This window comes from Enterobacter sp. RIT637 (assembly GCF_019718755.1).
In the GTDB taxonomy this organism is placed as follows: Bacteria; Pseudomonadota; Gammaproteobacteria; order Enterobacterales; family Enterobacteriaceae; genus Enterobacter.
In genome coordinates, this window is record NZ_JAIHAZ010000006.1 from 52,204 (window position 1) to 78,435 (window position 26,232).

Consider the following 26,232-nt stretch of genomic DNA (forward strand, 5'->3'; position numbering starts at 1 on the left):
TGCCGCAATGGACGATCTGGATAACGCCCTCGACTCCGAAAGCGGCTACACTGGCGCGCGGCGGATTGTCATCTTCTCTCTGCTGATGTTTGTGGTGCTTGGCGTCTGGGCGTGGTACGGCATTCTGGATGAAGTTTCCACCGGAACCGGCAAAGTGATCCCCAGCTCGCGAGAGCAGGTTTTACAGTCGCTGGACGGCGGGATCCTGACGGAGCTGAACGTGCACGAAGGGGATCAGGTTCAGGCGGGACAGGTGCTGGCGCGGCTCGATCCAACGCGTTCGGAATCAAACGTCGGCGAAAGTGCGGCGCGCTACCGGGCATCGCTCGCTTCCAGCGTCCGGCTTTACGCCGAAGTGAACGATCTACCGCTGAAATTCCCGCCTTCGCTGGCGAAGTGGACGGATCTGATCGGGGCCGAAACGCGCCTCTATAACTCACGTCGCGCGCAGCTTGAAGATACCCAGCGGGAATTGCGCTCGGCGTTGGATCTCGCCAATAAAGAGCTGGCGATCACCCAGCGGCTGGTGAAAACCGGCGCCGCCAGCCACGTGGAAGTGCTGCGTCTGCAGCGGCAAAAAAGCGATCTGGAACTCAAGCTGACCGACGTGCGCTCGCAGTATTACGTTCAGGCGCGCGAGGCGCTCTCCAAAGCCAACGCGGAGGTGGACATGGTTTCCGCCATTCTCAAAGGGCGCCAGGATTCCGTTACCCGTCTGACGGTGAAATCCCCGGTGCGCGGCATCGTGAAAAACATCAAGGTCACCACCATCGGCGGCGTCATCCCCCCCAACGGCGAGCTGATGGAGATCGTGCCGGTGGACGATCACCTGCTGATTGAAACCCGCCTGTCGCCGCGCGATATCGCTTTTATCCACCCAAACCAGGAGGCGCTGGTCAAAATCACCGCCTACGATTACGCGATTTACGGCGGGCTGCACGGGGTGGTGGAAACCATTTCACCGGATACCATCCAGGACGAAGCCAAGCCGGAAGTGTTCTATTACCGGGTATTTATCCGCACCAGCCAGGACTATCTGGTGAATAAGGCGGGCAGGCACTTCTCGATTGTGCCGGGGATGATTGCGACGGTGGACATTAAGACCGGAGAGAAAACGGTACTGGATTATCTGATTAAGCCGTTTAACCGGGCGAAAGAGGCGCTGAGGGAGCGGTGATGAAACGCCTTACATCATTTTCTGAAGCCGCCTCGCAGGATTTAACTTCTCCTGGGTAACCTTCTTTTTATTAGGGTTAATCGGGCGTATGTTCTTTCCACGCCAGCAAAATCTGGCGTCGGGATTGGCATCCCGGTTAAACTTAATGGCGGCGTGAGCTCTTGTTGCGCCGTGCGTCTGGCTACATTTCAATGGTGGGCTGGACGGGGGCGTCGCAAGACGCGCCGGTGTCCATTAAGGCCGGTAATGCCAACTCCGTTCAGTTCTGCCACCCGGGAAATTGGCATTTCTCTGGCAGGGTCTTAATCACTTAATGGAAACTGTCATATGACCACCAGTAACGCACTTTTCACTACCCCCTTCGACCACAATACCGACTTCACTGAACTTGCCGATAACTGCCAACGCTATTGCGAAGCATTGGTGGAAGAGACCGATCCTGCAAGAAAAATAGCGCTCTGCGGTCGTCTTGCATCCACCCTCACCCTGCTCCGCCCGATGCTGCTGGAGCCACTCCCTGAGCACTTACAGGAACGTCTTACCGTCGATGTGTTCCCCGAACGTGAGCCTGCATTCAACGCTGAATCCGATCAACTCTGTCGCTACTGCGAAGTGATTACGCAACTGCTGATGGGTGGCGCGCTCGCCCCTGAATCCGCTCGTGTGATGGGAGATTTACTCTTTGAACTGACGGGATATTTTGCCGACCAGCTTAAAGCCCCGCGCTGGCTGAGAACCGAGGCTGGCGTCGCGTTGCTGGGTTGACATGGTTTTCTCCCTCTCCCTGTGGGAGAGGGTCGGGGTGAGGGCAGCAAAACGCAGAAAACCAAGGAGCGAGAATCGAGCACCTCTAACATAATCATCCCCCCCAATCTGCTAAAGTAGCCCAAACTCATTTTTCAGGAAGAAATCATGCGCCAACGAACCATTGTCTGCCCCATCATCCAGAACGACGGGGCCTATCTGCTGTGCAAAATGGCCGACGATCGCGGCGTATTCCCCGGCCAGTGGGCTCTCTCCGGCGGCGGAATGGAGCCGGGTGAAACGATGGAACAGGCGTTGCGCCGTGAGATCCGTGAAGAGCTGGGCGAAGCGCTGGAGATCGCCTCGGTCACGCCATGGGCTTTTCGCGATGACATCAGGGTGAAAACCTACGCCGATGGCACCACTGAGGAGATATACATGATCTATCTCATCTTCGACTGCATCAGCACCAACCGGGCAGTCACGTTTAATGATGAGTTTCAGGAGATCGCCTGGGTTAATCCGGAATCGTTAAAAGAGCTGGATCTCAACGAAGCCACGCGCATTACCTTCGCCCAAAAGGGCCTTCTTTAATTGCCCACTGCCCCGGCGTTTTACCGGTCCATGCTCTGAAAACCTCAATAAATGCGCTGACGCTGCTGTAGCCGCAGGACAGCGCAATCCACCCTACCGGCTTCCCCGCCGCCAGCCACTCCATTGCCCGCATGACGCGTGCCAGCTGCCGCCAGTTAACGAAGTTCATTCCGGTCTGGGCGCTAAACCGACGGTTAAACGTACGCACGCTCATCCCGGCATGGCTGGCATGGCTCTCGACCGTCTGATTATCATCGACACACTGCAGCAAGCGGCTGACCACGTTCTTCAGACGCGGATCCGTCGGCACGGGAAGTGAAAAGTGAACCTGGGGCGTCAGGGCAAGCTCATCCAGCAGCAAAGTCAGCTTTCGCGGATCGTACTCGCTCTCTGCACTACATAAACGGGAAAACAGTGCATGGGTGAGATCGTCGGGCTCGAACAGCACGGGCGCATCGGGAAGCATTGCACAGCACGCAGGGTCAAGATAGATAGCGCAGCCTTCAATCGCGCTTTCAGAGAAGGCGGCGTGCTGCTGGCCCGGCGGGATCCAGCCGATATGTTTTGCCGGCACGACCGAGCGCGCCTGTTGCGTCTCAATGACCAGCAGCCCCGTTGCAATGCGCCACAGCTGGCCGGTGCGATGACTGTGCCACGGCGTTCGGTACCCGCCGGGATGAAGGAGCGTTTCAACACTGACCATATCATTTTGACCGAAAATAGTTATTCATCGACGTATTACAGAAACTGCGTCTTCGGCTGTCAAGGATAATGGTGATTCAACCACATAAGGAGTCCGCATGAGCATTATCACGTCCCTGATAGCCGACACCGACAACGCCGCGCAGCGCGAAAAGATGGCGTGCCTGTTAACCCGCTTATTCAAAGGCGACGTCGATCCGGCAGAGCTTTTTACGCCCGATTACCAGCAATTTACGGACGGTCACGCGCTTGATTATCAGGGTTTTGTGCAGCACCTGAACCACGTTCGATCGCAGATCCGCGAGATAGCATTCAGGGTAGAGGAGTTCACCTGTCACGATGGTCTTTTGGCAGACCGGCACCGGGTTACCGTAACGTATCCGGATGGTCGGCAGGCAGAGATTGAGGTGTATATGTTTGCCGCACTGCGAGAAGGAAAAATCTGTCGTATCCATGAGGTGACGCAGGTGATCGGCGGAGAAGCTTCAGACCGCGCGCTCGCCCACGCCACGCAATAAGCTCACCCTAAACGCGAACGGCGCATAACAGCATTTGCCGTTATGCGCCCCCTCTTACAGCGAGATCTTCAGGCGTCGAACCGCTTCTTTCAGCTGCTCATCCGTTGGGGTGACGAATGACATACGCAGCGTTGTCTGGTCCGGTTCGTTGCAGTAGAAGAACTCACCCGGTACAAACACCACGCCGTTGCTCAAGGTTTTTTCCAGCCAGCGTGTGGTGTTCATGCCGTTGTTCATTTTCGCCCACAGGAACATGCCGCCCTTCGGCTTGTGGAACGACATCACATCGCCCAGCTCGGCCTCCAGCTCAGTTGCAAACGTCTGGTATTTCTGGCGATAGGCTTCGCGGATCATCTTAATCTGCCCCGCCAGACGTCCGGTTTTCAGGTACTCATAGGTCATCAGCTGCGACAGCGTGCTGGTGTGCAGATCGGTGGTTTGCTTCAGATTAACCACCGCACGTTTCAGCCACTCGGGGACCAGCACCCAGCCCACGCGGGTTCCCGGCGCGAGGATTTTAGAGAAGGTGGAGGTGTACACCACGTTCTCTTCGTTGCCGATATCTTTGGCGTGAGCAATCAGCGGGCGGAACACTTCGTCGGTATAATTAATTTCGCTGTACGGGTCGTCTTCGATAATCACGAAATCATAGCGCTTCGATAATTCCACCAGCTGTTTACGGCGCGCTTCGGAAAGCGTCACACCGCCCGGGTTACCAAAGGTTGGAACGATATAGACCGCTTTGATGGCTTTCTTTGCCACCAGGGCCTCAAGTTCGTCGACCTTCATACCGTCGCCGTCGGTGCCAACGGATTCAAAGCTGGCCTGCGCCAGACCGAAGACCTGCAGCGCGGCAAGATAGGTTGGACGCTCAACGACAACGGTGTCACCCGGGTTAATTAGCGCACGCGCCAGCACGTCAAGCGATTGCTGCGAGCCGGAAGTAATAACGACATCATCGCCCTTACAGGCGATGCCGCGCCCCTCGCAGATGCGTTTAATTTCCTCGCGCAGCCCCGGTACGCCTTCCGTCAGGCCGTACTGAAACGCCTCGCCAAAATGCTGTGATAAGACGGCATCGGCGGCAATTTTAAGCCCTTCGTGATCGAACAAATCGGGGTTAGGAATACCCCCGCCCAGCGAAATCACCCCTGCCATTTTGCTATGTTTTAATAATTCACGGATGGCAGATGATTGCAGGCCCTGCGCGCTGCTGGCGAGTTTGTTTGCAGACATTCTTTGATTACCTTCTTTTTTTATATTGTGCCCAATCTTAGCAGAATATGAGCGATAAATTCCGTTAGCTTAGGCAGTTGACGTAAATCCTGACGCCACAATAAATGCACCGGCCTCGGCGCGGGCGTGTACTGCTCCAGCACCCGCACCAGCCTGCCGCTTGCCAGCTCTTCCGCCACCAGCACCTCCGGTTGCAGCAGTAATCCTGCGCCAGCGCGCGCCGCCATGCGCAAGCCGTAGCCGTCGTTGCATCTTAAGATCGCATCGCGCTTCCAGCGCACTTCTCCTTCCACACCCGGCAGCCGCCACTCGTTACGTGCCGTCCACACCGTGTGCGAAAGACACAGATGATCCACCAGATCGTTTGGCGTTTGCGGCGTGCCGTGTCGCGCTAAATAGTCCGGCGCAGCGCAGATCACCATGTTGTAGGGGCACAGGTATTTCGCCACCAGATCGTCATTGCGAATGTCGCCAATGCGGATGGCCAGATCGACCCCCTCCTCCACCAGATCGACCATCCGGTTGGTGAGATCCAGCTCCACGCGAACTTCCGGATAGCGCTGTAAATAGGTGGCGGTGAGCGGTGCAATGACGCAGCCACCAAACGACGTCGGTGCCGTGACGCGCAACGTTCCTGCAGGTGCAGCACGCAGCCGCTCGACTGCATTTTCAGCAATGGAGACCTGCTCCAGCACCCGCTTCGCCTCCTCGAAATAGACGCGCCCGGCGTCGGTCAGACTTTGGCGGCGGGTGTTGCGCTCCAGCAGCCGCGTGCCGAGCTGGGATTCCAGCAGGGCAATATACTTCCCCACCATCACCGCCGACATCTCCAGACGTGACGCCGCGCCGGTAAAGCTGCCGCTTTCCACCACCGCAATAAACGTCTCCATTCCGCGAAGCTTATCCATATTCCGAACCTCTGGTTAGTAATCATCTAACGTTAGCCCAGTTTATCTGACTTTTTATTTATTAAAGAATGAAGTCTCACAACATAAGGAGTCAGCTATGAAAATTGTCATCATTGGTGCCAGCGGTACGGTCGGGCGTGCCGTAACCGAAGAGTTAAGCCGTCGTCACGAGGTCATCCGCGTGGGTCGCACGCAGGGCGACGAGCAGGTGGATATCGCCTCGCAGGCGAGCGTGCAGGCGCTGTTTGAGAAAATCGGTCCGGTGGACGCGATTGTCTCCGCCAGCGGTAGCCTTCACTTTGGCCCGCTCGCGACTATGAAGGACAGCGATTTCAACCGGGGATTGCAGGATAAACTGCTCGGGCAGGTACGACTGGCGCTGACCGGCCAGCACTACCTGAACGAAGGCGGCTCGATTACGCTGATAAGCGGGATTGTGGCGCACGAGCCGATTGCGCAGGGCGTGAATGCCACCACGGTAAATGCCGCGCTGGAAGGATTTGTGCACGCCGCAGCCTGCGAGCTGCCGCGCGGGATCCGCATCAACCTGATTAGCCCGACGGTCCTCACCGAATCCGTCGAAGCGTACGACGGCTTCTTCCCGGGCTTTGAGAGCGTTCCCGCAGCGACCGTGGCGAACGCCTACCGCCGCAGCGTGGAAGGCGTGCAGAGCGGGCGGGTGTATAAGGTGGGTTACTGAGCCTTACGGGCGGCAATCAGCACCAGCATCGGGCGCTCTGCCTCTTCGGCCAGCGCAGGCCAGGCGTCAATCTGCGCCTGCGTTGGTCCCCACTCATTGACCTCGCTTATCGTTAACCCGGCCCCGATCAGCGCGTTAAGCGTGGTGCCCAGCGTGCGGTGATACTTGATCACCCCGTCCGCCAGCCAGTTGCTGACGCGCCTGCCTTCGTCCTGATAATGATTCACGCCCCAGAACCGCTCGCCGTTATCGTCGGTCAGCCAGCCCTGACGGGTGGCACAGGTGTATATCGGGTGCTCCATCGAAAAGACCAGGCTGCCGCCAGGCTTAAGCGCGCGCTGAACCTTCGCAAACAGGGTATCCAGCTCCGGCAGGTAGTGCAGCGCCAGCGAGCTGTAGACCAGATCGAGGCTGTTCTCGTTAAGCGTGAGAGATTCCAGATCGCTACGCTGATACTGAATTTTTGGGTCAGCGGTAAGCTCCGCTGCACGGGCGAGCATCTTTTCAGAGATATCAACACCCGTGACGTGAGCCGCGCCCAGCTCGCGCGCCGCGCGGCAGAACCAGCCGTAGCCGCAACCGAGATCGACGACCGATTTGCCAGTTAAATCCGGCAGCATGCCCTTAAGCGCGGGCCACTCCGGCGCGCCGTCCAGCCCCTGCACCGATCGCGGAAGCTGGGCGTAGCCCTCGAAAAATGCCGGGTTGTCGTAGATGTTTTGTGCCATGGCAGATCCCTCTTAAGAATGTGCATAGCAGTATACTGCATTGTCGGGTAGCGGCTTCGCCTTACCCGACCTACAAAATCTCCGAACCGTAGGCCGGGTAAGCGCAGCGCCACCCGGCACCACATTAGCCCACCGAGCCCCAGACCAGATTCCCCTTATGGAACGTCGCGGTACGTGGTGAAATGCGCGCCACCGCTTCGGCGGAGCAGGAGGCATCCACCAGCACAAAGCTGGCATCGTCCTGCGCTTTCGGCCACACGCGTTCTCCCTTGTCGTTCAGCGGCAGCACGTCGCCAGTGGCGATACCGAGCGCGCGGGAGAGCGTCTGCTCGTTGGGGCGGATGTAGAGCTGCGCATAGAGATTCGCTTTCTCCAGCATGTCCCCCAGACCGTACGGCGACCAGTGGTCGATGACGCTGTCGGTTCCCGTCATCACGAACACGCCCTTCTCACGCAACTGCTTCAGCGGCATGTGCAGGGTGCCAATCGGCACGGTGGAGGCGATGGTTACCTGCTGCGCCGCCATGCGGGTGGCGATCTCATCCACCTGCTGCTCGTTGAGCGTCGCCAGCGCGAAGGCGTGGCTGATGGTCAGCTTGCCCTTCAGCTCCGGCGTTTTCTCCACGGTTTCGACCATGTAGTTCACCGCCGCCACCCCCGCCGGGCTGGTTTCGTGCAGGTGAATATCCACCCCTTTGTCGTAGTCCAGCGCAATCTGGAACATGGTATCGAGGGATTTCTCCATCGCGCCGTCAACGTTGGTTGGGTCCAGCCCGCCCACGTAGTGCGCCCCGGCCTGCATCGCCTCGCGCATCAGCTTTTCGGAATTAGACAGCAGCAGGCCGTGCTGCGGGAAGGCGACGATTTCGCAGTCAAAACCTGCGCTCCGGCGCGCCAGCACCGCCTGCAAATTTTCCAGGTTTTTCAGGCCGGAAACCAGCTCAATGTTGCAGTGGCTGCGGGCGATGGTGGAGCCTTTGGACTGGATCAGGTCGATCAGCTTTTCCGCGCGTTCCTGGGTGTAGGGCTGCAGCTCCGGCAGCAGCTTCTGCTCAAGGCGGATCATGTCCTGAATCGTGGTGCCCGCCGGACGGTTCAGGGAGCGCCACGGGCCGCCGTAAAAGGTTTTATCCAGGTGGATGTGCATGTCGCGCATTGCCGGAAGCATCAGCTTGCCGCCTGCGTCATAGTGCGGCAGCGTGGCGTCGGCATGGCTTTTGTTATCGCGCAGGGCGACGATCTTCCCGTCCTTAATCTCCAGCGTTTTCAGTTCGGTGCGGGTGCTCGTCGCCAAGCTGCCGTCGACGTTAAACCCGGCTTCGAGCAGCACGTTGTCGAGATAGTAATGTTTCGCGGTGATGCTCATCGGTTTGCCGGTCTCGCAGGTTGGCTTTGCGGTATCCGCAGCATACGCGACGGAGCCGGTGGCGCCAAACAGCGCGCAGGCGGTGACCATTTTGCCGCTCTGGCTAATAAACTCGCGGCGGCTTTTGTTTTCACTCATCTTATCTTCCTTCATTAACGATATGGGTGCCGGTTTCTCCGCGCAGCGCCGCGGGCAGGCGGTCCGGCGAGGTGATGATCACCCGCCTGCCGCCGTGGCTTAAAAATTCCAGCGAGGCGACAATTTTGGGCAGCATGCTGCCCGCCGGGAAGTGGCCTTCGTCCATGTAGCGCGTCATCTGCTCCACGTTTACAGCGTCCAGCGCCTGCTGGTTTGGCTTGCCGAAGTTGACGCACACTTTCTCGACGCCGGTGGTGATCACCAGCACGTCGGCGCGGATCTCGCGGGCCAGCAGCGCGGTGGAGAGATCTTTATCAATCACCGCGTCGACGCTCTGGTAGTCACCCTGCTCACTGCGAACAACGGGGATCCCCCCGCCGCCAGCGCCGATCACCACAAAGCCTTTTTGCGTCAGCGTCTTGATGGCGTCGGCCTCAACAATCCGCAGCGGCTGCGGCGAAGCCACCACGCGACGGTAGCCACGGCCGGAGTCCTCAACAAAATGCCAGTCCGGGTGCGCGCGCTGCAGCTCGTCGCGCTGTGTCTCGCTGAAAAACGCACCGATCGGTTTCGTCGGGTGCGTAAAGCCGGGATCGTTTTTATCCACCTCCACCTGGGTGACGACCGTGACCGCTTTTTGCTCGCCGCGAGCGGCCAGGCGGTTATTGAGCGCCTGCTGGATCAGGTAGCCGATGCCGCCCTGGGTATCCGCCACGCAGTTCGCCAGCGGGGTCAGCGGCAGTCCTTCCCGCTCGTGGGCGATTTCGGCGCGGCGCAGATCCAGCCCCACCTGGGGGCCGTTGCCGTGGGTGAGCACGATGTCATAGTCGGAGGCCAGCATTTCCAGCACCGACTCTGCCACCGCTTTCACCGCCTGCGCCTGATGTTCAACCGACTGGCTGGCGTTGTCTTTGATAATGCTGTTGCCGCCGATGGCGACGACCATAAGCTCTTTCATTTTGTTTCCTTCAGAAGGTGCGTTCTGGTGCCCTCACCCCGGCCCTCTCCCTGTGGGAGAGGGGGATTAACAGAGAGATCCAGCACATGCTTCACCACAAACATGCCGCCCATCATCAGATACGCGGTGACGAACATCAGCGAACTGCCCTCGGCAAAGCCCACCACCGGGGCGTGGATCACCCCAAACAGCGCCAGCAGCGCGCCACCGGCGGCGGCGACAGCCCCGCGCAGCGGTTTGTTGATGATGGCAAAGATGGCGATACAGCCCCACAGCATGCTGGCGAGCGGCGCGCCGTTGCCGAGGTGCATCAGCCCTTCGTAGTAAATCCCCTTGCTGTGCAGCACGTCGGTGCCGATTTTCCCCGCGCTGGTGCCTGCGGCGCTCATCACGCTGTTCATCATGGTCAGCGCCCAGTTGGCGATCCACGGGAACAGGCAGATGAAGATCACCGGCACCTCAACTTTGGGCGTTTCCCTCACCACCTGGTTGGCGGTGACGACGCCAATAAACACCAGAATCGGCACGATGGCGGTCATCGGAATGATGGCGAGCATAAAGGCCCCTAGCCCGAACAGCGGCACGATGAACATGGTAACGCCCGAGGCCAGCGTGTAGCCGATGCTGGCCCCCATCGCTTTCCAGCCGGGATGGCCGACGTAGACCGTGACCGGGAACGGATTCCCCATCAGGCAGCCGAGCATCGACGCCAGACCATTCGCCAGCATCACCTTGCGGGTCGGGTATTCATCCCCCGCCGCGTGGGCGCTTTCGATGTTCTCAAGGTCAAAGATGTAGTTCGCCAGCCCCAGCGGAACGGCTGATGCCAGGTACGGCAGCGCGTGCGGCAGCCCCTGCATAAAGCTGTCCACGTGTACTTCCGGCGGGTTAAAGCCGAAGGATGACATGGACGCTTTAATCGCTTCCGGGCTTTGCAGACCCGAGAGCCACGCTAGCGCCGTTCCTGCAACCAGCAACAGCAGACCGGTCGGGATTTTGGCGAAAATCGGCTTTTTACCGAACCAGTTAATGAAGATAAGCAGCAGCACGATAAACGACACGGTCGGCGCTTCGAACGCCTGCAGCATCGGGTTCATCGCCAGCAGCAGCAGGCCTAAACCGGAGAGGCACGACAGCAGCACGGTACGCGGGATCATCTTGCGGATGGTTTCCCCTAAAAACGAACCGCCCGCGAGGATCATCGCCTCCACGAAGCACCACACCAGGCCAATCTGGATCGCGAACTCCGCATCGCCCGTTTGCTGATAAACCGGCATCAGCACCAGGAAGGTGACGGTAAAGATCGACGGCGCGCTCGGGCCGGACGGCAGCGCGGTGACGTCCGTTCGCCCGGTGGCGCGCGCCATCTGCAGGCCAAACCAGGCGTAGCAAATACTCGCGACCAGCACCGCCAGCCCGAAGGCCGGCGCGATGCGTCCATAAACAATCTCCTTCGGGATGCCGACGACAAAAATGAGCAGCCCCATCATGGTCAGCAAATTGGTCAGGTTGTTGGTCATCAACCCGAAATACGCCGCCCAGTCACCTCTTTTCCACTCCAGTTTCATGTTTTTCATGGATGCTTGCCTTATAAAAAGTAGCGATCGCGGAAGGTCAACAGCGCCTTTTCAAAACAGCTAAACGGCGGGTGAACGATGCCCGCCCCAATCATGCCGATGCCCGCGTCTTTGTGGGCTATGGCGGTGTTAATCACCGGCAGAATGCCGCTGCCAGCGACTTTGGTAATGTCGATGGCGGTTGGGATGCCCATAAACGAGAGCAGCGGAATGGTGACGTTCGGGTTTTCGCCGAGGGTGATTTCGCGCATCTGGCGGGAGAAGTCGATGGCTTCATCCACCGTGCCGCCCACCAGCGCAACAATCGCCGGAGCCGTCGCCATCGCAAAGCCGCCGATGCCGTAGGTTTCGGTAATCGCGCTGTCGCCAATATCCAGCCCGGAGTCTTCCGGCTTATAACCTGCGAACATTGGGCCGATCACCTGCTGCGCCGGGCCGGTGAACCACTGCCCCGGCAGGCCGGAAATGCGCAGGCCGAACTCGTAGCCGTTGCGCGCCATGGTGGTGACGACGGTGCTGTACTCAATGCCGTGCGCGGCGTCCAGCGCGGCTTTACACATTGCCATCCACGTCGGGCCGGAGAAGTAGTCGCTGCTGGCGACAAACTCGAACACCTCGCGCTGCTGCTCCACCGGATAGCCCGCCTGAATCAGCCCCGGGGTCAGCGCCTGGATCAGCAGCGTGGTGCCCGCGTTGTTGCGGTTGTGGCACTCGTCGCCCATGTGGAGCGCCTGGGCCAGCATCAGGCGCAGGTCGATTTCGCCGATAATCTTCATCGCGTCGCGCAGCATTGGGCCGAGCACGTCGCGCATCCAGTTCAGGCGGTCGATCACGCTCTGGTCGTTAGCGCCCATGCGCAGGATCTTCGCCATCTGCTCGCTGAGGTTGGTGTACGCGCGGTTGCCGTGGGTTTTGTTCTCGACGATGTGCATAAACATCGACGCGGAAGTGACGCCCGCCATCGAGCCCACGCAGTCATGCTCGTGGCACGGCGAGAAGGTAATGTCGCCGGATGCCGCCAGCCTTGCGGCGTCGTCCAGATCTTTCGCCAGCCCTTCAAACACCAGCGCCCCGGTGACCGCGCCCTTCATGGCGCCACACATGTTTTCCCAGGCGACCGGCGGACCGGCGTGCAGGATGGTGGTGCGGGTCATCCCCGGCACAACGTTAATGGCCTGGTCATAGCCCACCAGCACCGGATGGGACTGAATAATGCGCTCAAGGGCGATTTGGTTAGCGGCAGCGATTTTCTCCGCCAGCGGTTTTTCCGCCAGCTGATCGAGCGCTTCAACGACCTGCATATTGCCCTGCCCCGGCGGCGTCCAGTCGAGCCGGGTGACGGGAACGTGCTGTTTTTTGAGGTCGTCGCTGAACATCGCAATGCCGACGTTAATCACGTTCAGCGGCTGGTTGAATAAGGTCGTCATTATGCTTTCTCCCCTTTGCAGACAAATTCGCGTGCCAGTAATCCGGTGTTGGTACTGCTGCTGGCCCAGATGACACCTGCGTCGGTCAGCAGCTGACACTGCTGCGCCAGCGACTGCGGATCCTGGTCGGTGCCGAGCACGTAGCCGAGGATCTCCAGCGGACGGTTATCGGCCTTCGCGATGGCCTGCGCCTCCTTAATGGCATCAAGCATCACCCCCACCGGATCTTCATGTGCACCGAAGCCCAGCACGAAGTCCATCACGATGACGCCGACTTCCGGATCGCGCGCCTCCTGCAGCAGGCGGCTGATGCGGTTGGTCGGGTCGATCATCGGGTGCGGCTTGCCGTTGGTGAAATCATCGTCGCCAAAGTCGAGGAAGGTGTGGGCTTTACTGACGCTGATGTCGCTCAGGCGCTTTGCCGGATCAGGCTGGATGTTGCTGTAGACGTCGTCGAATTTCGCAAGCGCTGCGAACATCGCCTCGTCGCACAGGGTGCCGCCGCAGAACAGGCCGCGAATGTACTTCTGCTGTGGGGTCAGGCGGGCGCGCACCTCTTCAATCAAAGGCCAGTTGAGCGGATGCAGGTCCAGGGACTCTTTTTTGATGCCACTGAGCAGGACCGCCTTCAGGGCCGCCTCTTTGGTGCCGCGGGCAAACTGCAGGCCGTCTTCATCGGCGGGCGGTTCGCTGCGACCGAGGAAGCAGACGACCACCGGCTTGCGGCAGGCGCGGGCGCGGGCCAGCACTTTCTCTGCCACCGCTGGCGCTGGTGGCTTGGAGATGAGCGCAATCACCTGCGTGCCCTCGTCGGCTTCCAGCATATCGATGGCGTCGAGCATCATCAGGCCGCCAATTTTCTCGCTGAGATCGCGCCCGCCGGTGCCAATCAGCTGCGACACGCCGCCGCCGAATTCGTGAATGCGCACGCTCAGCTCCTGGCTGCCGGTGCCGGATGCGCCGACGATGCCAATCGGCCCGCGACGCACCGCATTAGCAAAGCACAGCCCCGCGCCGTTGATGATGGCGGTGCCGCAGTCCGGCCCCATCATCAGCAACCCTTTCCGGTGCGCAAGCTGCTTCAGCGCCAGCTCGTCGTCGAGCGACACGTTATCGGAAAAGAGCATCACGTTAAGATCGTTTTCAAGCGCCTGGCGGGCTTCGCGTGCGGCGAAAGTACCGTTGACGGAAATGACCGCAAGGTTTGCGTCCGGGCGATGGGTTTTGGCGCTGGCAATCGTGGCGTAGCGCGCTTCATGGGAGCCTGCGCTCTCTTTACGCGTGAACAGCGCTTCGATGGCCGCCAGCGTTTCATCATTCGCCGCGTCGCCTTTAATCACGATCATCAGATCGCCGTTTTTGGCTTCCGCTAATTCCGGCGTTAATAGCCCGAGGTTTTTTAATACGCCTTTGTTCATTTCCGTTGCCATGGCCACAAACGCCTGTTCGACGCCCGGCAATTTATTGGCTTTGGTGGAAACGGACATCAACGACACCGAATCAAAGTACGTGTTCTTTTTTATGACGATTTTCGTTGGCATTATTTTCTCCTGAACGCGGATAAAAGGGGGCCGCCGTCGTGCAAAATGCACGTCGGTAAAAATACTTTTTGAATTAACGGCCAGCCGGAAATGGCTGGCCGAATGCGTTATGCGCCTGCCGCCAGCAGCAGGTCAGCAATCGCATCGAAGCCTTTTTCCCGCGCCAGCTCGAGCGGGGTTTTGCCGTATTTATCGGTCATGTGCGGGTTCGCGCCGTGATCCAGCAGCAGCTTGACGATCTCCTGCTGCTTCGCGCCGCCGTCGTTAAGCACGATGGCTTCCAGCAGCGGCGTCCAGCCGACAAAGTTGGTGTGGTTGACGTTGATATCGGTTTTTTCCAGCAGCTCGCGCACGATCTCCACGTGCCCTTTTTCGCTGGCAGGGGTAATGCCCACGCCGCCAAAGCGCGTCAGGCGGTCGAGATCGGGATTTGCCGGAAGGACAATGCGCAGCAGGGTTAAATCGTTGGTCAGGCAGCTGATCAGGAAAGGGTTAAAGCAGGTCTGATCCTGTTTATCAATATCCGCCCCGGCGGCAATTAATAACTCTACGCAGGTATAATGCTTTTTCAGGCTGGCAATAATAACCGCGGTTCTTTTCTGACGGTTGGTGGCGTTAATATCCACGCCTTTCTCCAGGCAGGCTTTTAGCGCATCGCTATTGCCCTCTTCTGCCGCCAGCAGAAATTCAGTAACGAGTTCGTTCGCAGACATATTCAGACTCCCGATGTTTTTATTTCTGTTGACCTGAGAATAGCAACAGCCTGGTCATAAAAGAATCCGCTTAAAAATGATTCATCGACAGTCAATTCATTGTTGAGTTAAATTCAACAAACCGGTTAAAACGTGCGTCTGTGCAACCTTTTTCTTATGTTTAACCGCGTTTTAGCGCGCAAGGCTGCATTATGCTTATGCCTGACGAAGCCTTACCGAGTGCGGCCTGCAGCAAATAGTCAGAACTGTGACCGGCTTCAAATGCGTTGTAACATCGCTGTTAAAATATGTTCAAAACTGATGGCTGAAGGGAGTGAGATATGAATTCCATCTTTACCGAAGAAAATCTGCTGGCCTTCACCACCGCGGCGCGCTTTGGCAGCTTCAGCAAAGCCGCCGCCGAGCTGGGCGTGACGACCTCCGCCATCAGTTACACCATTAAGCGCATGGAGACCGGGCTGGACGTGGTGCTGTTTGTGCGCAACACGCGCAGCATCGAGCTGACCGAGTCCGGCTTTTACTTTTACCGTAAGGCCACCGACCTGCTTAACGACTTCCACGCCATCAAGCGCGGGATTGATACCATTTCGCAGGGCATTGAGGCGCGGGTGCGCATCTGTATCAACCAGCTGTTGTATACGCCGCGCCACACCGCCAGGCTGCTGCAGGTGCTGAAAAAACAGTTTCCGACCTGTCAGATCACCGTGACCACCGAGGTCTACAACGGCGTCTGGGATTCAATCATCAACAACCAGGCCAATATCGCGATCGGTGCGCCGGACACGCTGCTCGACGGCGGCGGGATTGATTACACCGAAATTGGCGCTATCCGCTGGGTCTTTGCCATCGCGCCGGAGCATCCGCTCGCCTTTGTTCCCGAACCCATAGCGGAGAGCCAGCTGCGCCTGTATCCCAACATCATGGTGGAAGATACCGCGCACACCATCAACAAGAAGGTCGGCTGGCTGCTGCACGGGCAGGAGGCGATTCTGGTGCCGGATTTCAACACCAAATGCCAGTGTCAGATCCTGGGCGAAGGGATTGGCTTTTTGCCGGAATACATGGCGAGAGAGGCGGTGGAGGATGGACTCCTGGCGACGCGACGCATTAACAATCCGCGTCAGGATTCGCGCATGCTGCTCGCCACGCAGCATGCCGCGACCGGTCAGGTAACGCGCTGGATCAAACAGCAGTTTGGGCCAGAAGGCGTGCTGACCGGGATCTACAGCGATTTACTCTGCCGTGCTTAGCTTTTAGTTTGCACCCAGAACGCGTGAATAAGGCCGGGGAAGTAGCCCAGAATGGTCAGCAGGATATTCAGAATAAATGCCCAGCCAAATCCTTTACCCAGCAGCACGCCCAACGGCGGGAGAATAATCGTAAAAACAACGCGCCAAAAACCCATAATGACTCCGTGCAAGCTAACTAATTGAAAATAAAAAGAGACTATCTCTAAGCATAGTCAGTTTACCGCTTGCTGCCAGGGCGCTCCTGCGCTTTTACCTGCCTTTACCCTCTTTACACTGGCTTAAGGCATCCATTCAGTGCTCTACTTGTCAGACCTATCCCGATTATTTGCTGTAAGGAAACACGATGCCTCTTGCTCTTATTACGCCACAGCAGGCGAATGCGCTTATTGCTGAGGGCGCAAGACTGATTGATATTCGCGATACCGATGAATACGCCCGTGAACATATTGCGGTTGCACTGTCTGTACCGCTGGATACCTTACCCGCCGGGCTTAAAACAGCGCCCGGTGAAACGGTGATTTTTCATTGCCAGTCCGGCGCACGAACGGCAAACCATGACGCCCGTTTGGCGCAGGCAGCATCACCCGCTCAGGCCTTCGTTGTTGAGGGGGGCATTCAGGGCTGGAAACAGGCCGGGCTGCTGACCGTCGAAGATAAATCACAGCCTCTGCCACTGATGCGGCAGGTACAAATTGCAGCGGGGCTGCTGATCCTGCTCGGCGTAGTGCTGGGCTACACGCTCTCAGACGGCTTTTTCCTGCTGAGTGGTTTTGTGGGAGCGGGCCTGCTGTTTGCCGGTCTGACCGGTTTTTGCGGCATGGCGCGGCTGCTGAAGATCATGCCGTGGAACCGTCGTACCTCGTAAGCAGTACCAGACCGCTTAACGCTGTACCCTTTGCAAAACGTGGGCTAAGGTGAAGATCGCTAAATGAGAGGAGGTACTATGTTTTCTGTTGGTGATTATGTTCAGCCGCGTCAGGGCGGCCCAAAACTGAAAGTGCTCGACGTGAAGGACGACAGCATCGTGGTCGTGCAGGCCAGCAATGAACAGGGCGAGAAATTTACCCTGAAAGCCGCGGAGGTGACGCTGTACACCGAAGCAGGTGATTTCGGCGTCTGCTGATGGTCTCACCGGGCGGATACGTCCGCCCGGCTCAAGGCTTAAATCAGGAAATCATCCAGCGTTTTACCGTTTGCCAGCGCGTTGGCAATCGGCTTTGGCGTGCGGCCCTGGCCGGTCCAGGTTTTCTCTTCGCCATTCACATCGATAAAGCGGTATTTCGCTTCACGCACTTTGCGTTTCTTAGCCGGTTTGCCCGCCTGCACGCGTTCAGTACCGAGCAGATCGGAAGGTGAAATACCGTCGGCTTTCATCAGTTCCAGCAACGCATTAATTTTATCCTGCTGCTCTGCACGTTGCTGCTCGAATTCCGACTGCTCGTGTTGTTTTTCTTCAACAACGATCCTGACCTTCTCCAGCATTTCTTCAAGAATGTCGACGGATAATTCACGTGCCATTGCACGCAGCGTACGGATATTATTAAGATTCTGTAACGTCAAAGACATAATAATTAAAAACCTTTTCTTTGGAGTAAACCGGAAATCAGCCGACAGAATAATTCATTTTGCACGCAATATCTACCCATCAGCGCGACAGGACAATTTTGTAAATATTTTAAAATAAATAATTTATATATCCCTTGAGGGGAGCGCATGTGCTTTAGGAATTAATTGCCGCATCAATATATACGGTTACCTTTGAGCCAATTTGTAGAATATCACGCGGCTGTCAGAGAAGCGGCTAGCGCCCTTGCATGTATCATGCATAACTAATTGATTTATAAATACAAAGATATACTGAGGAGAGAAAATAACGAAGCGAGCAAAAAACAGACAAATTTAGAGCATTTTGTGGAATAAACGCCAGTAAATAAAAATTTATCACTAGTTGTTAGTTCAAAGCCAGAGAGATACGCTATGCGAGTCAAACAAACCAATCTAAATCACTAAGATTTACCGATAAAACATCACCTTTCGTGCTTCTCAAGGAGTTCAGACATGTTCTCACCGCAATCACGCCTGCGCCATGCGGTAGCGGATACCTTCGCGATGGTAGTCTACTGCTCCGTCGTCAACATGCTGATTGAAATTTTCCTCTCCGGAATGACCTTCGAGCAGTCACTTTCCTCTCGTCTGGTGGCCATCCCGGTCAACATCGTTATTGCATGGCCTTACGGATTATATCGCGATGCGATTATGCGCGTTGCCCGTCGCATTAGCCCGGCGGGTTGGGTTAAAAATCTGGCCGACGTGCTGGCGTATGTCACATTCCAGTCACCGGTATATGTGGCTATTCTGCTGACGGTAGGCGCAGACTGGCACCAAATCGCTGCGGCGGTCAGCTCGAATATCGTGGTTTCGATGTTGATGGGTGCGGTCTACGGCTACTTTCTCGACTACTGCCGCCGTCTGTTTAAAGTCAGCCAGTACAGCCAGGCAAAAGCTTGAGGTGGGGCGACTGGCTTATGCCAGTCGCAGACTTACTGAATGTCGCCAAACAGTCCCTTCAGAAAACGCTCCAGCGCCATCCGTGAACTGAAACCGTGCGGAATACCATAATGCTCATGCGTCTCGCCGCCTAAATAGAGCGGAAATTGCTGATAATGATCGCAGGTTTTAATATCCGAGGCAGGCTCAGCAAATGACAAACTTCTGTCTTTCAGGGTCGGGTGAATAATGAGAGCCGTGCGCCCCATTCTCGCTTCACGGTTTACGTAAACATAATTCTCGCCACGGCGATATCCATACGCTTTAGATGTCACCTCATCCATGGTGAATCCCTCTTTTTCAAGAACGCGCGCCACCTCATCGGGTCGTAAATACATATCTCTTCCTCGTTATCTTTTCCTGCCCGGCAACCTTACAGTATTCAGCATTAGCAGGGCTTTCAGAATATTCCATAAACTGTTCGATAAGCCGTGACTCGCTTCAGATATTAAATTTCTGAACTAGACTAAACGGGAACGCAAAATTATGGAGGATCCTATGTTTAACAGACCGAACCGAAACGATATTAATGATGATGCGCAGGATATTCGTAATGATGTCAGCCAATTAGCGGACACGCTAGAAGAAGTGCTGAAGTCCTGGGGAAGCGACGCGAAGGATGAAGCCGATGCTGCAAAACGTAAGGCTCAGTCTCTGTTGCGTGAAACCCGCGCCCGGATGCACGGTCGCTCTCGCGCCACGCAGGCGGCCTGCGACGCGGTGAGCTGCGCTAATACCTTCGTGCGTGAAAAACCACTATGTGCACTGGGTACGGTTGCCGCCGTCGGTATTTTCGTTGGTGCCCTGCTCAGCCTGCGTAAGTAAACACGACTCATCGGCCCCGGTAGCCTCAGGCGCCGGGGCTTTTCTTTGTCTGAACGCCTGTAAAACCCGTACAGTCTGCCCTGCCCCGTTGTGCTCATCACCCGGGCATTATCAATCTAAATTTCCCATATCTTGTATGGTTGATAATTATCACAACTACATCTAGTATTCCTTTAGCAACAGAGACACAACCTGACGCGTTCAATCGCGCCGTTTTCTTATTCTAAATGGAAATACGAATCATGAGCATTATTATTTACACTCGTAACGATTGTGTTCAGTGCCACGCAACCAAACGTGCAATGGAAAGCCGCGGCGTGGCGTTTGAGATGGTGAATATCGACCTGGTGCCCGATGCCGCCGATACCCTGCGCGCGCAAGGTTTCCGGCAGCTTCCGGTGGTCGTTGCCGGAGAGACCAGCTGGTCTGGCTTCCGCCCGGACATGATCAACCGCCTCGCCGCTCAGGCCGCCCGTGCATGAGTGGGCTGGTCTACTTTTCCAGCAGTTCGGAAAACACGCTCCGCTTTATCGAGCGCCTCGGGCTGTCTGCGACCCGCATCCCGCTTAACGAGCGGGAGCGAATTCAGGTAGACGAGCCTTACATACTGGTGGTGCCCAGCTATGGCGGAGGCGGGACGGCGGGGGCTGTTCCCCGTCAGGTGATCCGCTTTCTGAACGATCCGCATAACCGCGGGCTAATCCGCGGCGTTATTGCGGCGGGGAATCGCAATTTCGGCGATGCCTTTGGCCGCGCCGGGGATGTCATCTCTCAAAAATGCGGCGTGCCGTATCTCTATCGCTTTGAGCTGATGGGGACACAGCAGGACGTAGAAAACGTGCGTAAAGGAGTGAACGAATTTTGGCAACGACAACCGCAGAACGGGTGATTCAGGCGACGCCGGATTACCACGCATTAAATGCGATGCTCAACCTCTATGACCGCGAGGGACGCATCCAGTTTGGCAAAGACCATGATGCGGTGGACGCCTTTTTTGCCGCCCACGTCCGGCCTAACACGGTGACGTTTGGCAGCCAGCATGAGCGTCTCGACTATCTGGTTAAAGAAGGCTACTACGAAGAACGCGTGCTGACCCGCTACGACCGCGCCTTTGTGGTGAAGCTGTTTGAACGCGCGCATGCCAGCGGCTTTCGCTTCCAGACGTTTCTTGGCGCGTGGAAGTACTACACCAGCTATACCCTGAAGACCTTTGACGGCAAGCGCTATTTAGAGAGCTTCGAAGATCGCACCGTGATGGTGGCGTTAACCCTGGCGCAAGGGGATGAAGCGCAGGCTGAACGCTTGATGGAGGAGATCCTCTCCGGCCGCTTCCAGCCCGCCACGCCGACCTTCCTCAACTGCGGCAAGGCCCAGCGCGGCGAGCTGGTTTCCTGCTTCCTGCTGCGTATCGAAGACAATATGGAATCGATTGGCCGCGCAGTGAACTCGGCGCTGCAGCTTTCTAAACGCGGCGGCGGCGTGGCGTTTCTGCTCTCGAACCTGCGCGAAGCGGGCGCGCCGATCAAGCGCATTGAAAACCAGTCCTCCGGCGTGATCCCGGTCATGAAGATGCTGGAAGATGCCTTCTCCTATGCTAACCAGCTTGGCGCGCGCCAGGGCGCGGGGGCGGTTTACCTGCACGCGCACCACCCTGATATTCTGCGCTTTCTGGATACCAAGCGTGAAAACGCCGACGAAAAAATCCGCATAAAAACCCTGTCGCTCGGCGTGACGATCCCGGACATCACCTTTAAGCTCGCTAAAGAGAATGCCGAGATGGCGCTCTTCTCGCCGTATGACATCGAGCGTATTTACGGCAAAGCCTTTGGCGACGTGGCGATAAACGACCTGTACGACGAGCTGGTGGCCGACGATCGCATCCGTAAAAAGTACATCAACGCCCGCGATTTCTTCCAGACGCTTGCGGAGATCCAGTTTGAGTCCGGCTATCCATACATCATGTTTGAGGATACGGTGAACCGCGCGAACCCAATTGCGGGGCGCATCAACATGAGCAACCTGTGCTCGGAGATTTTGCAGGTCAACAGCGCCTCCACCTACGACGAAAACCTGGACTACGCGGACATCGGCAAGGATATCTCCTGCAACCTCGGGTCGCTGAATATTGCCCACACCATGGATTCCCCAGACTTTGGCCGCACGGTGGAGACCGCCATTCGCGGGCTGACGGCAGTGTCCGACATGAGCCACATCCGCAGCGTGCCGTCTATTGAAGCGGGCAATGCCGCATCCCACGCCATTGGGCTTGGGCAGATGAACCTGCACGGCTATCTGGCACGGGAAGGCATCGCCTACGGCAGTCCGGAGGGGCTGGATTTCACCAACCTCTATTTCTACACCGTCACCTGGCACGCGCTGCACACGTCGATGATGCTGGCGCACGAGCGCAATCAGTGCTTCGCGGGCTTTGAGCAGTCGCGCTACGCCAGCGGTGAGTATTTCAGCCAGTACCTTGAAGGCGACTGGCAGCCGAAAACCGAAAAAGTGCGTGCACTGTTTTCCCGCGCGGGGATTACCCTGCCGACGCGCGAGATGTGGCAGCAGCTGCGTGACGACGTGATGCGCTACGGCATTTATAACCAGAACCTGCAGGCCGTCCCGCCGACCGGATCGATTTCCTACATCAACCACGCCACGTCGAGCATTCACCCCATCGTGTCGAAAATTGAAATCCGTAAGGAAGGCAAAACCGGGCGCGTTTATTACCCTGCCCCGTTTATGACCAATGAGAACCTGGCGCTCTATCAGGACGCGTATGAGATCGGCCCGGAAAAAATCATCGATACCTACGCCGAGGCGACGAAGCACGTGGATCAGGGGTTGTCGCTGACGCTGTTCTTCCCGGATACCGCCACCACGCGGGATATCAACAGGGCGCAGATCTACGCCTGGAAGAAAGGCATCAAAACGCTCTACTACATTCGCCTGCGCCAGCTTGCGCTGGAAGGCACCGAAATCGAAGGCTGCGTGTCCTGCGCGCTGTAAGGAGAAAAGATGAAACTGTCACGCGTGAGTGCCGTTAACTGGAACAAAATCCAGGACGATAAAGACCTGGAGGTGTGGAACCGCCTGACCAGCAACTTCTGGCTGCCGGAAAAGGTGCCGCTTTCGAACGATATTCCGGCCTGGCAAACGCTGAGCCACGCCGAGCAGCAGCTGACGATCCGCGTCTTTACCGGCCTGACGCTGCTGGATACCATTCAGAATACCGTCGGTGCGCCAGCGCTGATGAGCGACGCGCTGACGCCGCATGAAGAGGCGGTGATGTCGAACATCAGCTTTATGGAGGCGGTGCATGCCCGCTCCTACAGCTCGATTTTCTCCACCCTGTGCCAGACCAAAGACGTGGACGCGGCCTATACCTGGAGCGAAGAGAGTGAATCATTACAACGCAAGGCCGAGCTGGTGCTGGAGTATTACCGCGCCGACGAGCCGCTGAAGAAGAAGATCGCCAGCGTGTTCCTGGAATCCTTCCTCTTCTATTCCGGCTTCTGGCTACCGATGTACTGGTCGAGCCGGGGCAAGCTCACCAACACCGCCGATTTGATTCGGCTCATCATTCGCGATGAGGCGGTACACGGGTATTATATCGGCTATAAGTATCAGAAAGGGCTGGAGAAAGTCAGTCCGGAGAAACGCGAAGAACTCAAAGGTTTTGCCCTCGATTTGCTGATGGATCTGTACGACAACGAGCTGAGCTATACCGAAGAGCTGTACGCCGGAACGGGATGGGAGGACGACGTGAAGGCGTTCCTTTGCTATAACGCCAACAAGGCGCTGATGAACCTGGGTTACGACGCGCTGTTCCCGCCGGAGATGGCGGAGGTGAACCCGGCGATACTGGCAGCGCTGTCGCCTAACGCCGACGAAAACCACGACTTCTTCTCCGGGTCCGGCTCGTCGTACGTGATGGGTAAAGCGGTGGAGACGCAAGATGAGGACTGGGATTTTTAATGTTTGAATTAACGTTCATTAATTAAATATAAATCACATTATTTCCTTACCAATATTTCTCCAGGTACTGCACTGTAATTTCCCCTTCATATTCGCCTGAATCACACCGATTCAGGCGAAATTTCCCGATGCGGCAGCAAAAAATTTAGAAAAATCAAAAAAGCCCTCAGCCCTTTACTCATGGGAAATACAGCCGTTTCGCTTGCGTCAAAATACCGGCTTCAGTTCACCTCAGGGTTGTCTCAGATTCTCAGTATGTTAGGGTTATGCCCGTTAACAATTTACCATGGTAATCATATCGACATAAACTAATAACAGGACACTCTCTATTGCATGGCAATTAAATTAGAAGTGAAAAATCTTTATAAAGTATTTGGCGAGCACCCTCAGCGCGCATTCAAATATATTGAGAAAGGCCTTTCGAAAGAGCAAATTCTGGAAAAAACCGGGCTATCGCTTGGCGTTAAAAACGCCAGTCTGGCCATTGAAGAAGGCGAGATTTTTGTCATCATGGGGTTATCCGGTTCGGGTAAATCCACTATGGTTCGCCTTCTCAATCGCCTGATTGAACCCACCCGCGGACAGGTGCTGATTGACGGCGTGGATATCGCCAGAATATCAGACGCAGAGCTTCGCGAGGTGCGCAGAAAGAAGATTGCAATGGTGTTCCAGTCATTCGCGCTGATGCCGCACATGACAGTGCTGGATAATACCGCTTTCGGCATGGAATTAGCCGGTACACCGGCTCAGGAACGTCAGGAAAAAGCCCTTGATGCACTGCGTCAGGTCGGGCTGGAAAATTATGCGCATGCGTACCCGGATGAACTTTCCGGCGGTATGCGTCAGCGCGTAGGATTAGCCCGTGCGTTAGCCATTAATCCAGACATATTATTAATGGATGAAGCCTTCTCCGCCCTCGATCCGTTAATTCGCACCGAGATGCAGGATGAGCTGGTAAAATTACAGGCTAAACATCAACGTACCATTGTCTTTATTTCCCACGATCTCGATGAAGCCATGCGTATTGGCGACCGTATTGCCATTATGCAAAACGGTGAAGTGGTGCAGGTCGGCACGCCGGATGAAATTCTCAATAATCCGGCAAATGATTATGTCCGCACCTTCTTCCGCGGCGTGGATATTAGCCAGGTGTTTAGCGCCAAAGATATTGCCCGTCGAACCCCGAACGGCATTATCCGTAAAACGCCAGGCTTCGGCCCGCGCTCGGCGCTGAAGCTGCTGCAGGACGAAGACCGTGAATACGGTTATCTGGTTGAACGCGGCAATAAATTTGTCGGCATTGTCTCCATCGACTCCCTGAAAACGGCTCTCACTGAGAACCAGGGGATCGATGCGGCGTTAATCGACGCTCCGCTTGCCGTGGACGCCGAAACGCCGCTCAGCGAGTTGCTCTCTCACGTGGGCCAGGCGCCATGCGCCGTGCCGGTCGTCGGTGAGGAACAACAGTACGTCGGCATCATCTCAAAACGGATGCTGCTGCAGGCTTTAGATCGCGAGGGGGCAAACAATGACCGATCAATCTAACCCGTGGGGCACCACTGAAGCAGCGGACAGCGCTGCGCAATCTGCCGACGCGTGGGGTTCCACGCCAGCGCCGACCGATGGCGGCGGCGCGGCAGACTGGCTGAACAGCGCACCCGCGCCTGCGCCAGAACACTTCAATATTATGGATCCGTTCCACAAAACGCTGATCCCGCTGGACAGCTGGGTTACGGAGGGGATCGACTGGGTGGTTACTCACTTCCGTCCGGTCTTCCAGGGGATCCGCGTCCCGGTGGATTACATCCTGAACGGCTTCCAGCAGCTGATGCTGGGCATGCCGGCACCGGTGGCGATTATCCTGTTCTCCCTGATCGCCTGGCAGTTCGGTAGCGCGGGCATGGGGATCGCCACGCTTGTCTCACTGATTGCCATAGGCGCGATTGGCGCGTGGTCGCAGGCGATGATCACCCTGGCACTGGTGCTGACCGCCCTGCTCTTCTGCGTTGTCATCGGCTTACCGATGGGGATCTGGCTGGCGCGCAGTCCGCGGGCCGCGAAGATTATTCGTCCGCTGCTGGATGCGATGCAGACCACCCCGGCGTTCGTCTATCTGGTGCCTATCGTGATGCTGTTCGGCATCGGTAACGTACCGGGCGTGGTGGTGACCATTATCTTCGCCCTGCCGCCGATCATTCGTCTGACCATTCTGGGGATCAACCAGGTGCCAGCGGATCTGATCGAAGCGTCACGCTCGTTCGGTGCCAGCCCGCGCCAGATGCTGTTCAAAGTTCAGCTCCCGCTGGCGATGCCGACCATCATGGCGGGCGTTAACCAGACGCTGATGCTGGCCCTGTCGATGGTCGTCATTGCCTCGATGATCGCCGTTGGCGGTCTGGGCCAGATGGTGCTGCGCGGTATTGGCCGTCTTGATATGGGGCTGGCCACCGTCGGCGGCGTCGGCATTGTGATCCTCGCCATTATTCTTGACCGTCTGACTCAGGCTGTCGGTCGTGATTCACGCAGTCGCGGCAACCGTCGCTGGTATACCACCGGCCCTGTCGGGTTACTCACCCGCCCTTTCACGAAATCAAAATAAGGAACAACG

The 26,232-nt window shown here is 56.9% G+C and carries 29 protein-coding genes; 16 read left to right on the forward strand and 13 right to left on the reverse strand.

Annotated features, from left to right (window positions below; genetic code table 11):
* The first annotated feature begins 7 nt into the window (after positions 1-7).
* From K5E19_RS11375 to nudI, 3 genes are all read left to right on the forward strand, one after another.
* Entirely contained in the window at positions 8-1,177 is a 1,170-nt protein-coding gene (locus tag K5E19_RS11375) for an HlyD family type I secretion periplasmic adaptor subunit (RefSeq protein ID WP_221551449.1), read from the forward strand.
* 327 nt (positions 1,178-1,504) lie between these two features.
* The gene (locus tag K5E19_RS11380) at positions 1,505-1,942 is read left to right on the forward strand and encodes a hypothetical protein (RefSeq protein ID WP_221551277.1); all 438 of its coding nucleotides are present in this window, start codon (positions 1,505-1,507) and stop codon (positions 1,940-1,942) included.
* A gap of 147 nt (positions 1,943-2,089) precedes the next feature.
* A complete protein-coding gene (nudI, locus tag K5E19_RS11385) occupies positions 2,090-2,515 on the forward strand; it encodes a nucleoside triphosphatase NudI (RefSeq protein WP_221551278.1) in 426 nt (141 codons plus the stop codon).
* Here nudI and K5E19_RS11390 read toward each other — a convergent pair.
* Entirely contained in the window at positions 2,487-3,218 is a 732-nt protein-coding gene (locus K5E19_RS11390; RefSeq protein WP_221551279.1) for a helix-turn-helix domain-containing protein, read from the reverse strand. The genes nudI and K5E19_RS11390 overlap by 29 nt on opposite strands.
* Positions 3,219-3,315: 97 nt before the next feature.
* On the opposite strand from K5E19_RS11390, the gene K5E19_RS11395 reads away from it, so the two are divergent.
* Positions 3,316-3,735, forward strand: coding sequence for a nuclear transport factor 2 family protein (locus K5E19_RS11395; RefSeq protein ID WP_221551280.1), 420 nt, complete (start codon positions 3,316-3,318; stop codon positions 3,733-3,735).
* Between the two features lie 54 nt (positions 3,736-3,789).
* Here the strand turns inward: K5E19_RS11395 and K5E19_RS11400 are convergent, their stop codons facing one another.
* Both K5E19_RS11400 and K5E19_RS11405 read right to left on the reverse strand, forming a co-directional pair.
* Positions 3,790-4,971 carry a PLP-dependent aminotransferase family protein gene (locus K5E19_RS11400; RefSeq protein ID WP_221551281.1) on the reverse strand — a complete coding sequence of 394 codons (1,182 nt, stop codon included), beginning with the start codon at positions 4,969-4,971 and terminating at the stop codon, positions 3,790-3,792.
* Positions 4,972-4,991: 20 nt separating this feature from the next.
* Positions 4,992-5,879, reverse strand: a complete 888-nt coding sequence (locus tag K5E19_RS11405; RefSeq protein WP_221551282.1) for a LysR family transcriptional regulator — start codon at positions 5,877-5,879, stop codon at positions 4,992-4,994.
* A gap of 97 nt (positions 5,880-5,976) precedes the next feature.
* On the opposite strand from K5E19_RS11405, the gene K5E19_RS11410 reads away from it, so the two are divergent.
* The gene (locus tag K5E19_RS11410; protein WP_221551283.1) at positions 5,977-6,579 is read left to right on the forward strand and encodes a short chain dehydrogenase; all 603 of its coding nucleotides are present in this window, start codon (positions 5,977-5,979) and stop codon (positions 6,577-6,579) included.
* On the opposite strand, the gene K5E19_RS11415 is transcribed toward K5E19_RS11410, so the two are convergent.
* The 7 genes from K5E19_RS11415 to K5E19_RS11445 form a co-directional block, all read right to left on the reverse strand.
* The gene (locus K5E19_RS11415; protein WP_221551284.1) at positions 6,573-7,307 is read right to left on the reverse strand and encodes a bifunctional 2-polyprenyl-6-hydroxyphenol methylase/3-demethylubiquinol 3-O-methyltransferase UbiG; all 735 of its coding nucleotides are present in this window, start codon (positions 7,305-7,307) and stop codon (positions 6,573-6,575) included. The two genes, K5E19_RS11410 and K5E19_RS11415, sit on opposite strands and share 7 nt — an antisense overlap.
* A 124-nt stretch (positions 7,308-7,431) precedes the next feature.
* Complete coding sequence (locus tag K5E19_RS11420) at positions 7,432-8,811, reverse strand: amidohydrolase family protein (RefSeq protein WP_221551285.1); 1,380 nt, start codon at positions 8,809-8,811, stop codon at positions 7,432-7,434.
* Between the two features lies 1 nt (position 8,812).
* Positions 8,813-9,769, reverse strand: coding sequence for a carbamate kinase family protein (locus K5E19_RS11425; protein ID WP_221551287.1), 957 nt, complete (start codon positions 9,767-9,769; stop codon positions 8,813-8,815).
* Positions 9,766-11,346 carry a xanthine permease gene (locus K5E19_RS11430; RefSeq protein ID WP_221551289.1) on the reverse strand — a complete coding sequence of 527 codons (1,581 nt, stop codon included), beginning with the start codon at positions 11,344-11,346 and terminating at the stop codon, positions 9,766-9,768. The genes K5E19_RS11425 and K5E19_RS11430 overlap by 4 nt, the downstream gene beginning before the upstream one ends.
* 11 nt (positions 11,347-11,357) lie before the next feature.
* Positions 11,358-12,773 carry a DUF1116 domain-containing protein gene (locus K5E19_RS11435; RefSeq protein ID WP_221551292.1) on the reverse strand — a complete coding sequence of 472 codons (1,416 nt, stop codon included), beginning with the start codon at positions 12,771-12,773 and terminating at the stop codon, positions 11,358-11,360.
* Positions 12,773-14,314 (reverse strand): acyl-CoA synthetase FdrA, encoded by a 1,542-nt coding sequence (gene fdrA, locus K5E19_RS11440; RefSeq protein WP_221551295.1) that lies wholly within the window; start codon positions 14,312-14,314, stop codon positions 12,773-12,775. The genes K5E19_RS11435 and fdrA overlap by 1 nt, the downstream gene beginning before the upstream one ends.
* A gap of 107 nt (positions 14,315-14,421) precedes the next feature.
* The gene (locus K5E19_RS11445; protein ID WP_221551297.1) at positions 14,422-15,027 is read right to left on the reverse strand and encodes an ankyrin repeat domain-containing protein; all 606 of its coding nucleotides are present in this window, start codon (positions 15,025-15,027) and stop codon (positions 14,422-14,424) included.
* A gap of 320 nt (positions 15,028-15,347) precedes the next feature.
* Here K5E19_RS11445 and K5E19_RS11450 point away from each other — a divergent pair, with 320 nt between their 5' ends.
* Positions 15,348-16,277, forward strand: coding sequence for a LysR substrate-binding domain-containing protein (locus tag K5E19_RS11450; protein WP_221551299.1), 930 nt, complete (start codon positions 15,348-15,350; stop codon positions 16,275-16,277).
* Here the strand turns inward: K5E19_RS11450 and K5E19_RS11455 are convergent.
* Positions 16,274-16,432, reverse strand: a complete 159-nt coding sequence (locus K5E19_RS11455) for a YqaE/Pmp3 family membrane protein (protein ID WP_010434321.1) — start codon at positions 16,430-16,432, stop codon at positions 16,274-16,276. The genes K5E19_RS11450 and K5E19_RS11455 overlap by 4 nt on opposite strands.
* A gap of 188 nt (positions 16,433-16,620) precedes the next feature.
* Between K5E19_RS11455 and K5E19_RS11460 the strand changes: the two genes are divergently transcribed.
* Together K5E19_RS11460 and K5E19_RS11465 are read left to right on the forward strand one after the other, a co-directional pair.
* Positions 16,621-17,142, forward strand: a complete 522-nt coding sequence (locus K5E19_RS11460; RefSeq protein WP_221551300.1) for a rhodanese family protein — start codon at positions 16,621-16,623, stop codon at positions 17,140-17,142.
* Between the two features lie 78 nt (positions 17,143-17,220).
* Positions 17,221-17,400: a hypothetical protein gene (locus tag K5E19_RS11465; protein WP_221551303.1), complete on the forward strand. Its 180-nt coding sequence runs from the start codon at positions 17,221-17,223 to the stop codon at positions 17,398-17,400.
* A 38-nt stretch (positions 17,401-17,438) separates the two neighbouring features.
* On the opposite strand, the gene stpA is transcribed toward K5E19_RS11465, so the two are convergent.
* Positions 17,439-17,843 (reverse strand): DNA-binding protein StpA, encoded by a 405-nt coding sequence (gene stpA, locus K5E19_RS11470; protein ID WP_221551304.1) that lies wholly within the window; start codon positions 17,841-17,843, stop codon positions 17,439-17,441.
* A gap of 492 nt (positions 17,844-18,335) precedes the next feature.
* Between stpA and alaE the strand changes: the two genes are divergently transcribed.
* A complete protein-coding gene (alaE, locus tag K5E19_RS11475) occupies positions 18,336-18,785 on the forward strand; it encodes an L-alanine exporter AlaE (RefSeq protein ID WP_221551305.1) in 450 nt (149 codons plus the stop codon).
* 32 nt (positions 18,786-18,817) lie between these two features.
* On the opposite strand, the gene K5E19_RS11480 is transcribed toward alaE, so the two are convergent.
* On the reverse strand, positions 18,818-19,162 hold the full coding sequence (locus K5E19_RS11480; RefSeq protein ID WP_010434335.1) for a DUF2002 family protein: 345 nt from the start codon (positions 19,160-19,162) through the stop codon (positions 18,818-18,820).
* A 160-nt stretch (positions 19,163-19,322) separates the two neighbouring features.
* Between K5E19_RS11480 and K5E19_RS11485 the strand changes: the two genes are divergently transcribed.
* The 7 genes from K5E19_RS11485 to proW all read left to right on the forward strand — a co-directional run bounded on the left by K5E19_RS11485 (position 19,323) and on the right by proW (position 26,223).
* Positions 19,323-19,649, forward strand: a complete 327-nt coding sequence (locus tag K5E19_RS11485) for a DUF883 domain-containing protein (protein ID WP_010434339.1) — start codon at positions 19,323-19,325, stop codon at positions 19,647-19,649.
* Between the two features lie 242 nt (positions 19,650-19,891).
* Entirely contained in the window at positions 19,892-20,131 is a 240-nt protein-coding gene (gene nrdH, locus K5E19_RS11490) for a glutaredoxin-like protein NrdH (protein ID WP_010434342.1), read from the forward strand.
* A complete protein-coding gene (gene nrdI / locus K5E19_RS11495) occupies positions 20,128-20,538 on the forward strand; it encodes a class Ib ribonucleoside-diphosphate reductase assembly flavoprotein NrdI (RefSeq protein ID WP_221551306.1) in 411 nt (136 codons plus the stop codon). The genes nrdH and nrdI overlap by 4 nt, the downstream gene beginning before the upstream one ends.
* The gene (gene nrdE, locus K5E19_RS11500; protein WP_221551307.1) at positions 20,511-22,655 is read left to right on the forward strand and encodes a class 1b ribonucleoside-diphosphate reductase subunit alpha; all 2,145 of its coding nucleotides are present in this window, start codon (positions 20,511-20,513) and stop codon (positions 22,653-22,655) included. The genes nrdI and nrdE overlap by 28 nt, the downstream gene beginning before the upstream one ends.
* Before the next feature lie 9 nt (positions 22,656-22,664).
* Entirely contained in the window at positions 22,665-23,624 is a 960-nt protein-coding gene (gene nrdF / locus K5E19_RS11505) for a class 1b ribonucleoside-diphosphate reductase subunit beta (protein ID WP_221551308.1), read from the forward strand.
* Between the two features lie 333 nt (positions 23,625-23,957).
* A complete protein-coding gene (proV, locus tag K5E19_RS11510) occupies positions 23,958-25,169 on the forward strand; it encodes a glycine betaine/L-proline ABC transporter ATP-binding protein ProV (RefSeq protein ID WP_221551309.1) in 1,212 nt (403 codons plus the stop codon).
* Positions 25,153-26,223, forward strand: coding sequence for a glycine betaine/L-proline ABC transporter permease ProW (gene proW / locus K5E19_RS11515; protein WP_221551311.1), 1,071 nt, complete (start codon positions 25,153-25,155; stop codon positions 26,221-26,223). The genes proV and proW overlap by 17 nt, the downstream gene beginning before the upstream one ends.
* Positions 26,224-26,232 lie beyond the last annotated feature (9 nt).

Excerpts from the sequence above, each read along its gene's own strand:
- K5E19_RS11455 (WP_010434321.1), bottom strand. The coding sequence starts at position 16,432 with ATGGGTTTTTGGCGCGTTGTTTTTACGATTATTCTCCCGCCGTTGGGC.
- K5E19_RS11375 (WP_221551449.1), top strand. The coding sequence starts at position 8 with ATGGACGATCTGGATAACGCCCTCGACTCCGAAAGCGGCTACACTGGC.
- stpA (WP_221551304.1), bottom strand. The coding sequence starts at position 17,843 with ATGTCTTTGACGTTACAGAATCTTAATAATATCCGTACGCTGCGTGCA.
- nrdF (WP_221551308.1), top strand. The coding sequence starts at position 22,665 with ATGAAACTGTCACGCGTGAGTGCCGTTAACTGGAACAAAATCCAGGAC.
- nrdI (WP_221551306.1), top strand. The coding sequence starts at position 20,128 with ATGAGTGGGCTGGTCTACTTTTCCAGCAGTTCGGAAAACACGCTCCGC.
- K5E19_RS11435 (WP_221551292.1), bottom strand. The coding sequence starts at position 12,773 with ATGACGACCTTATTCAACCAGCCGCTGAACGTGATTAACGTCGGCATT.
- nudI (WP_221551278.1), top strand. The coding sequence starts at position 2,090 with ATGCGCCAACGAACCATTGTCTGCCCCATCATCCAGAACGACGGGGCC.
- K5E19_RS11400 (WP_221551281.1), bottom strand. The coding sequence starts at position 4,971 with ATGTCTGCAAACAAACTCGCCAGCAGCGCGCAGGGCCTGCAATCATCT.
- proV (WP_221551309.1), top strand. The coding sequence starts at position 23,958 with ATGGCAATTAAATTAGAAGTGAAAAATCTTTATAAAGTATTTGGCGAG.
- K5E19_RS11430 (WP_221551289.1), bottom strand. The coding sequence starts at position 11,346 with ATGAAAAACATGAAACTGGAGTGGAAAAGAGGTGACTGGGCGGCGTAT.
- K5E19_RS11405 (WP_221551282.1), bottom strand. The coding sequence starts at position 5,879 with ATGGATAAGCTTCGCGGAATGGAGACGTTTATTGCGGTGGTGGAAAGC.
- K5E19_RS11450 (WP_221551299.1), top strand. The coding sequence starts at position 15,348 with ATGAATTCCATCTTTACCGAAGAAAATCTGCTGGCCTTCACCACCGCG.
- K5E19_RS11420 (WP_221551285.1), bottom strand. The coding sequence starts at position 8,811 with ATGAGTGAAAACAAAAGCCGCCGCGAGTTTATTAGCCAGAGCGGCAAA.
- K5E19_RS11395 (WP_221551280.1), top strand. The coding sequence starts at position 3,316 with ATGAGCATTATCACGTCCCTGATAGCCGACACCGACAACGCCGCGCAG.
- K5E19_RS11485 (WP_010434339.1), top strand. The coding sequence starts at position 19,323 with ATGTTTAACAGACCGAACCGAAACGATATTAATGATGATGCGCAGGAT.
- K5E19_RS11480 (WP_010434335.1), bottom strand. The coding sequence starts at position 19,162 with ATGTATTTACGACCCGATGAGGTGGCGCGCGTTCTTGAAAAAGAGGGA.
- K5E19_RS11390 (WP_221551279.1), bottom strand. The coding sequence starts at position 3,218 with ATGGTCAGTGTTGAAACGCTCCTTCATCCCGGCGGGTACCGAACGCCG.
- K5E19_RS11415 (WP_221551284.1), bottom strand. The coding sequence starts at position 7,307 with ATGGCACAAAACATCTACGACAACCCGGCATTTTTCGAGGGCTACGCC.
- K5E19_RS11460 (WP_221551300.1), top strand. The coding sequence starts at position 16,621 with ATGCCTCTTGCTCTTATTACGCCACAGCAGGCGAATGCGCTTATTGCT.
- fdrA (WP_221551295.1), bottom strand. The coding sequence starts at position 14,314 with ATGCCAACGAAAATCGTCATAAAAAAGAACACGTACTTTGATTCGGTG.
- K5E19_RS11380 (WP_221551277.1), top strand. The coding sequence starts at position 1,505 with ATGACCACCAGTAACGCACTTTTCACTACCCCCTTCGACCACAATACC.
- alaE (WP_221551305.1), top strand. The coding sequence starts at position 18,336 with ATGTTCTCACCGCAATCACGCCTGCGCCATGCGGTAGCGGATACCTTC.
- nrdH (WP_010434342.1), top strand. The coding sequence starts at position 19,892 with ATGAGCATTATTATTTACACTCGTAACGATTGTGTTCAGTGCCACGCA.
- K5E19_RS11425 (WP_221551287.1), bottom strand. The coding sequence starts at position 9,769 with ATGAAAGAGCTTATGGTCGTCGCCATCGGCGGCAACAGCATTATCAAA.
- K5E19_RS11445 (WP_221551297.1), bottom strand. The coding sequence starts at position 15,027 with ATGTCTGCGAACGAACTCGTTACTGAATTTCTGCTGGCGGCAGAAGAG.
- K5E19_RS11465 (WP_221551303.1), top strand. The coding sequence starts at position 17,221 with ATGTTTTCTGTTGGTGATTATGTTCAGCCGCGTCAGGGCGGCCCAAAA.
- K5E19_RS11410 (WP_221551283.1), top strand. The coding sequence starts at position 5,977 with ATGAAAATTGTCATCATTGGTGCCAGCGGTACGGTCGGGCGTGCCGTA.
- proW (WP_221551311.1), top strand. The coding sequence starts at position 25,153 with ATGACCGATCAATCTAACCCGTGGGGCACCACTGAAGCAGCGGACAGC.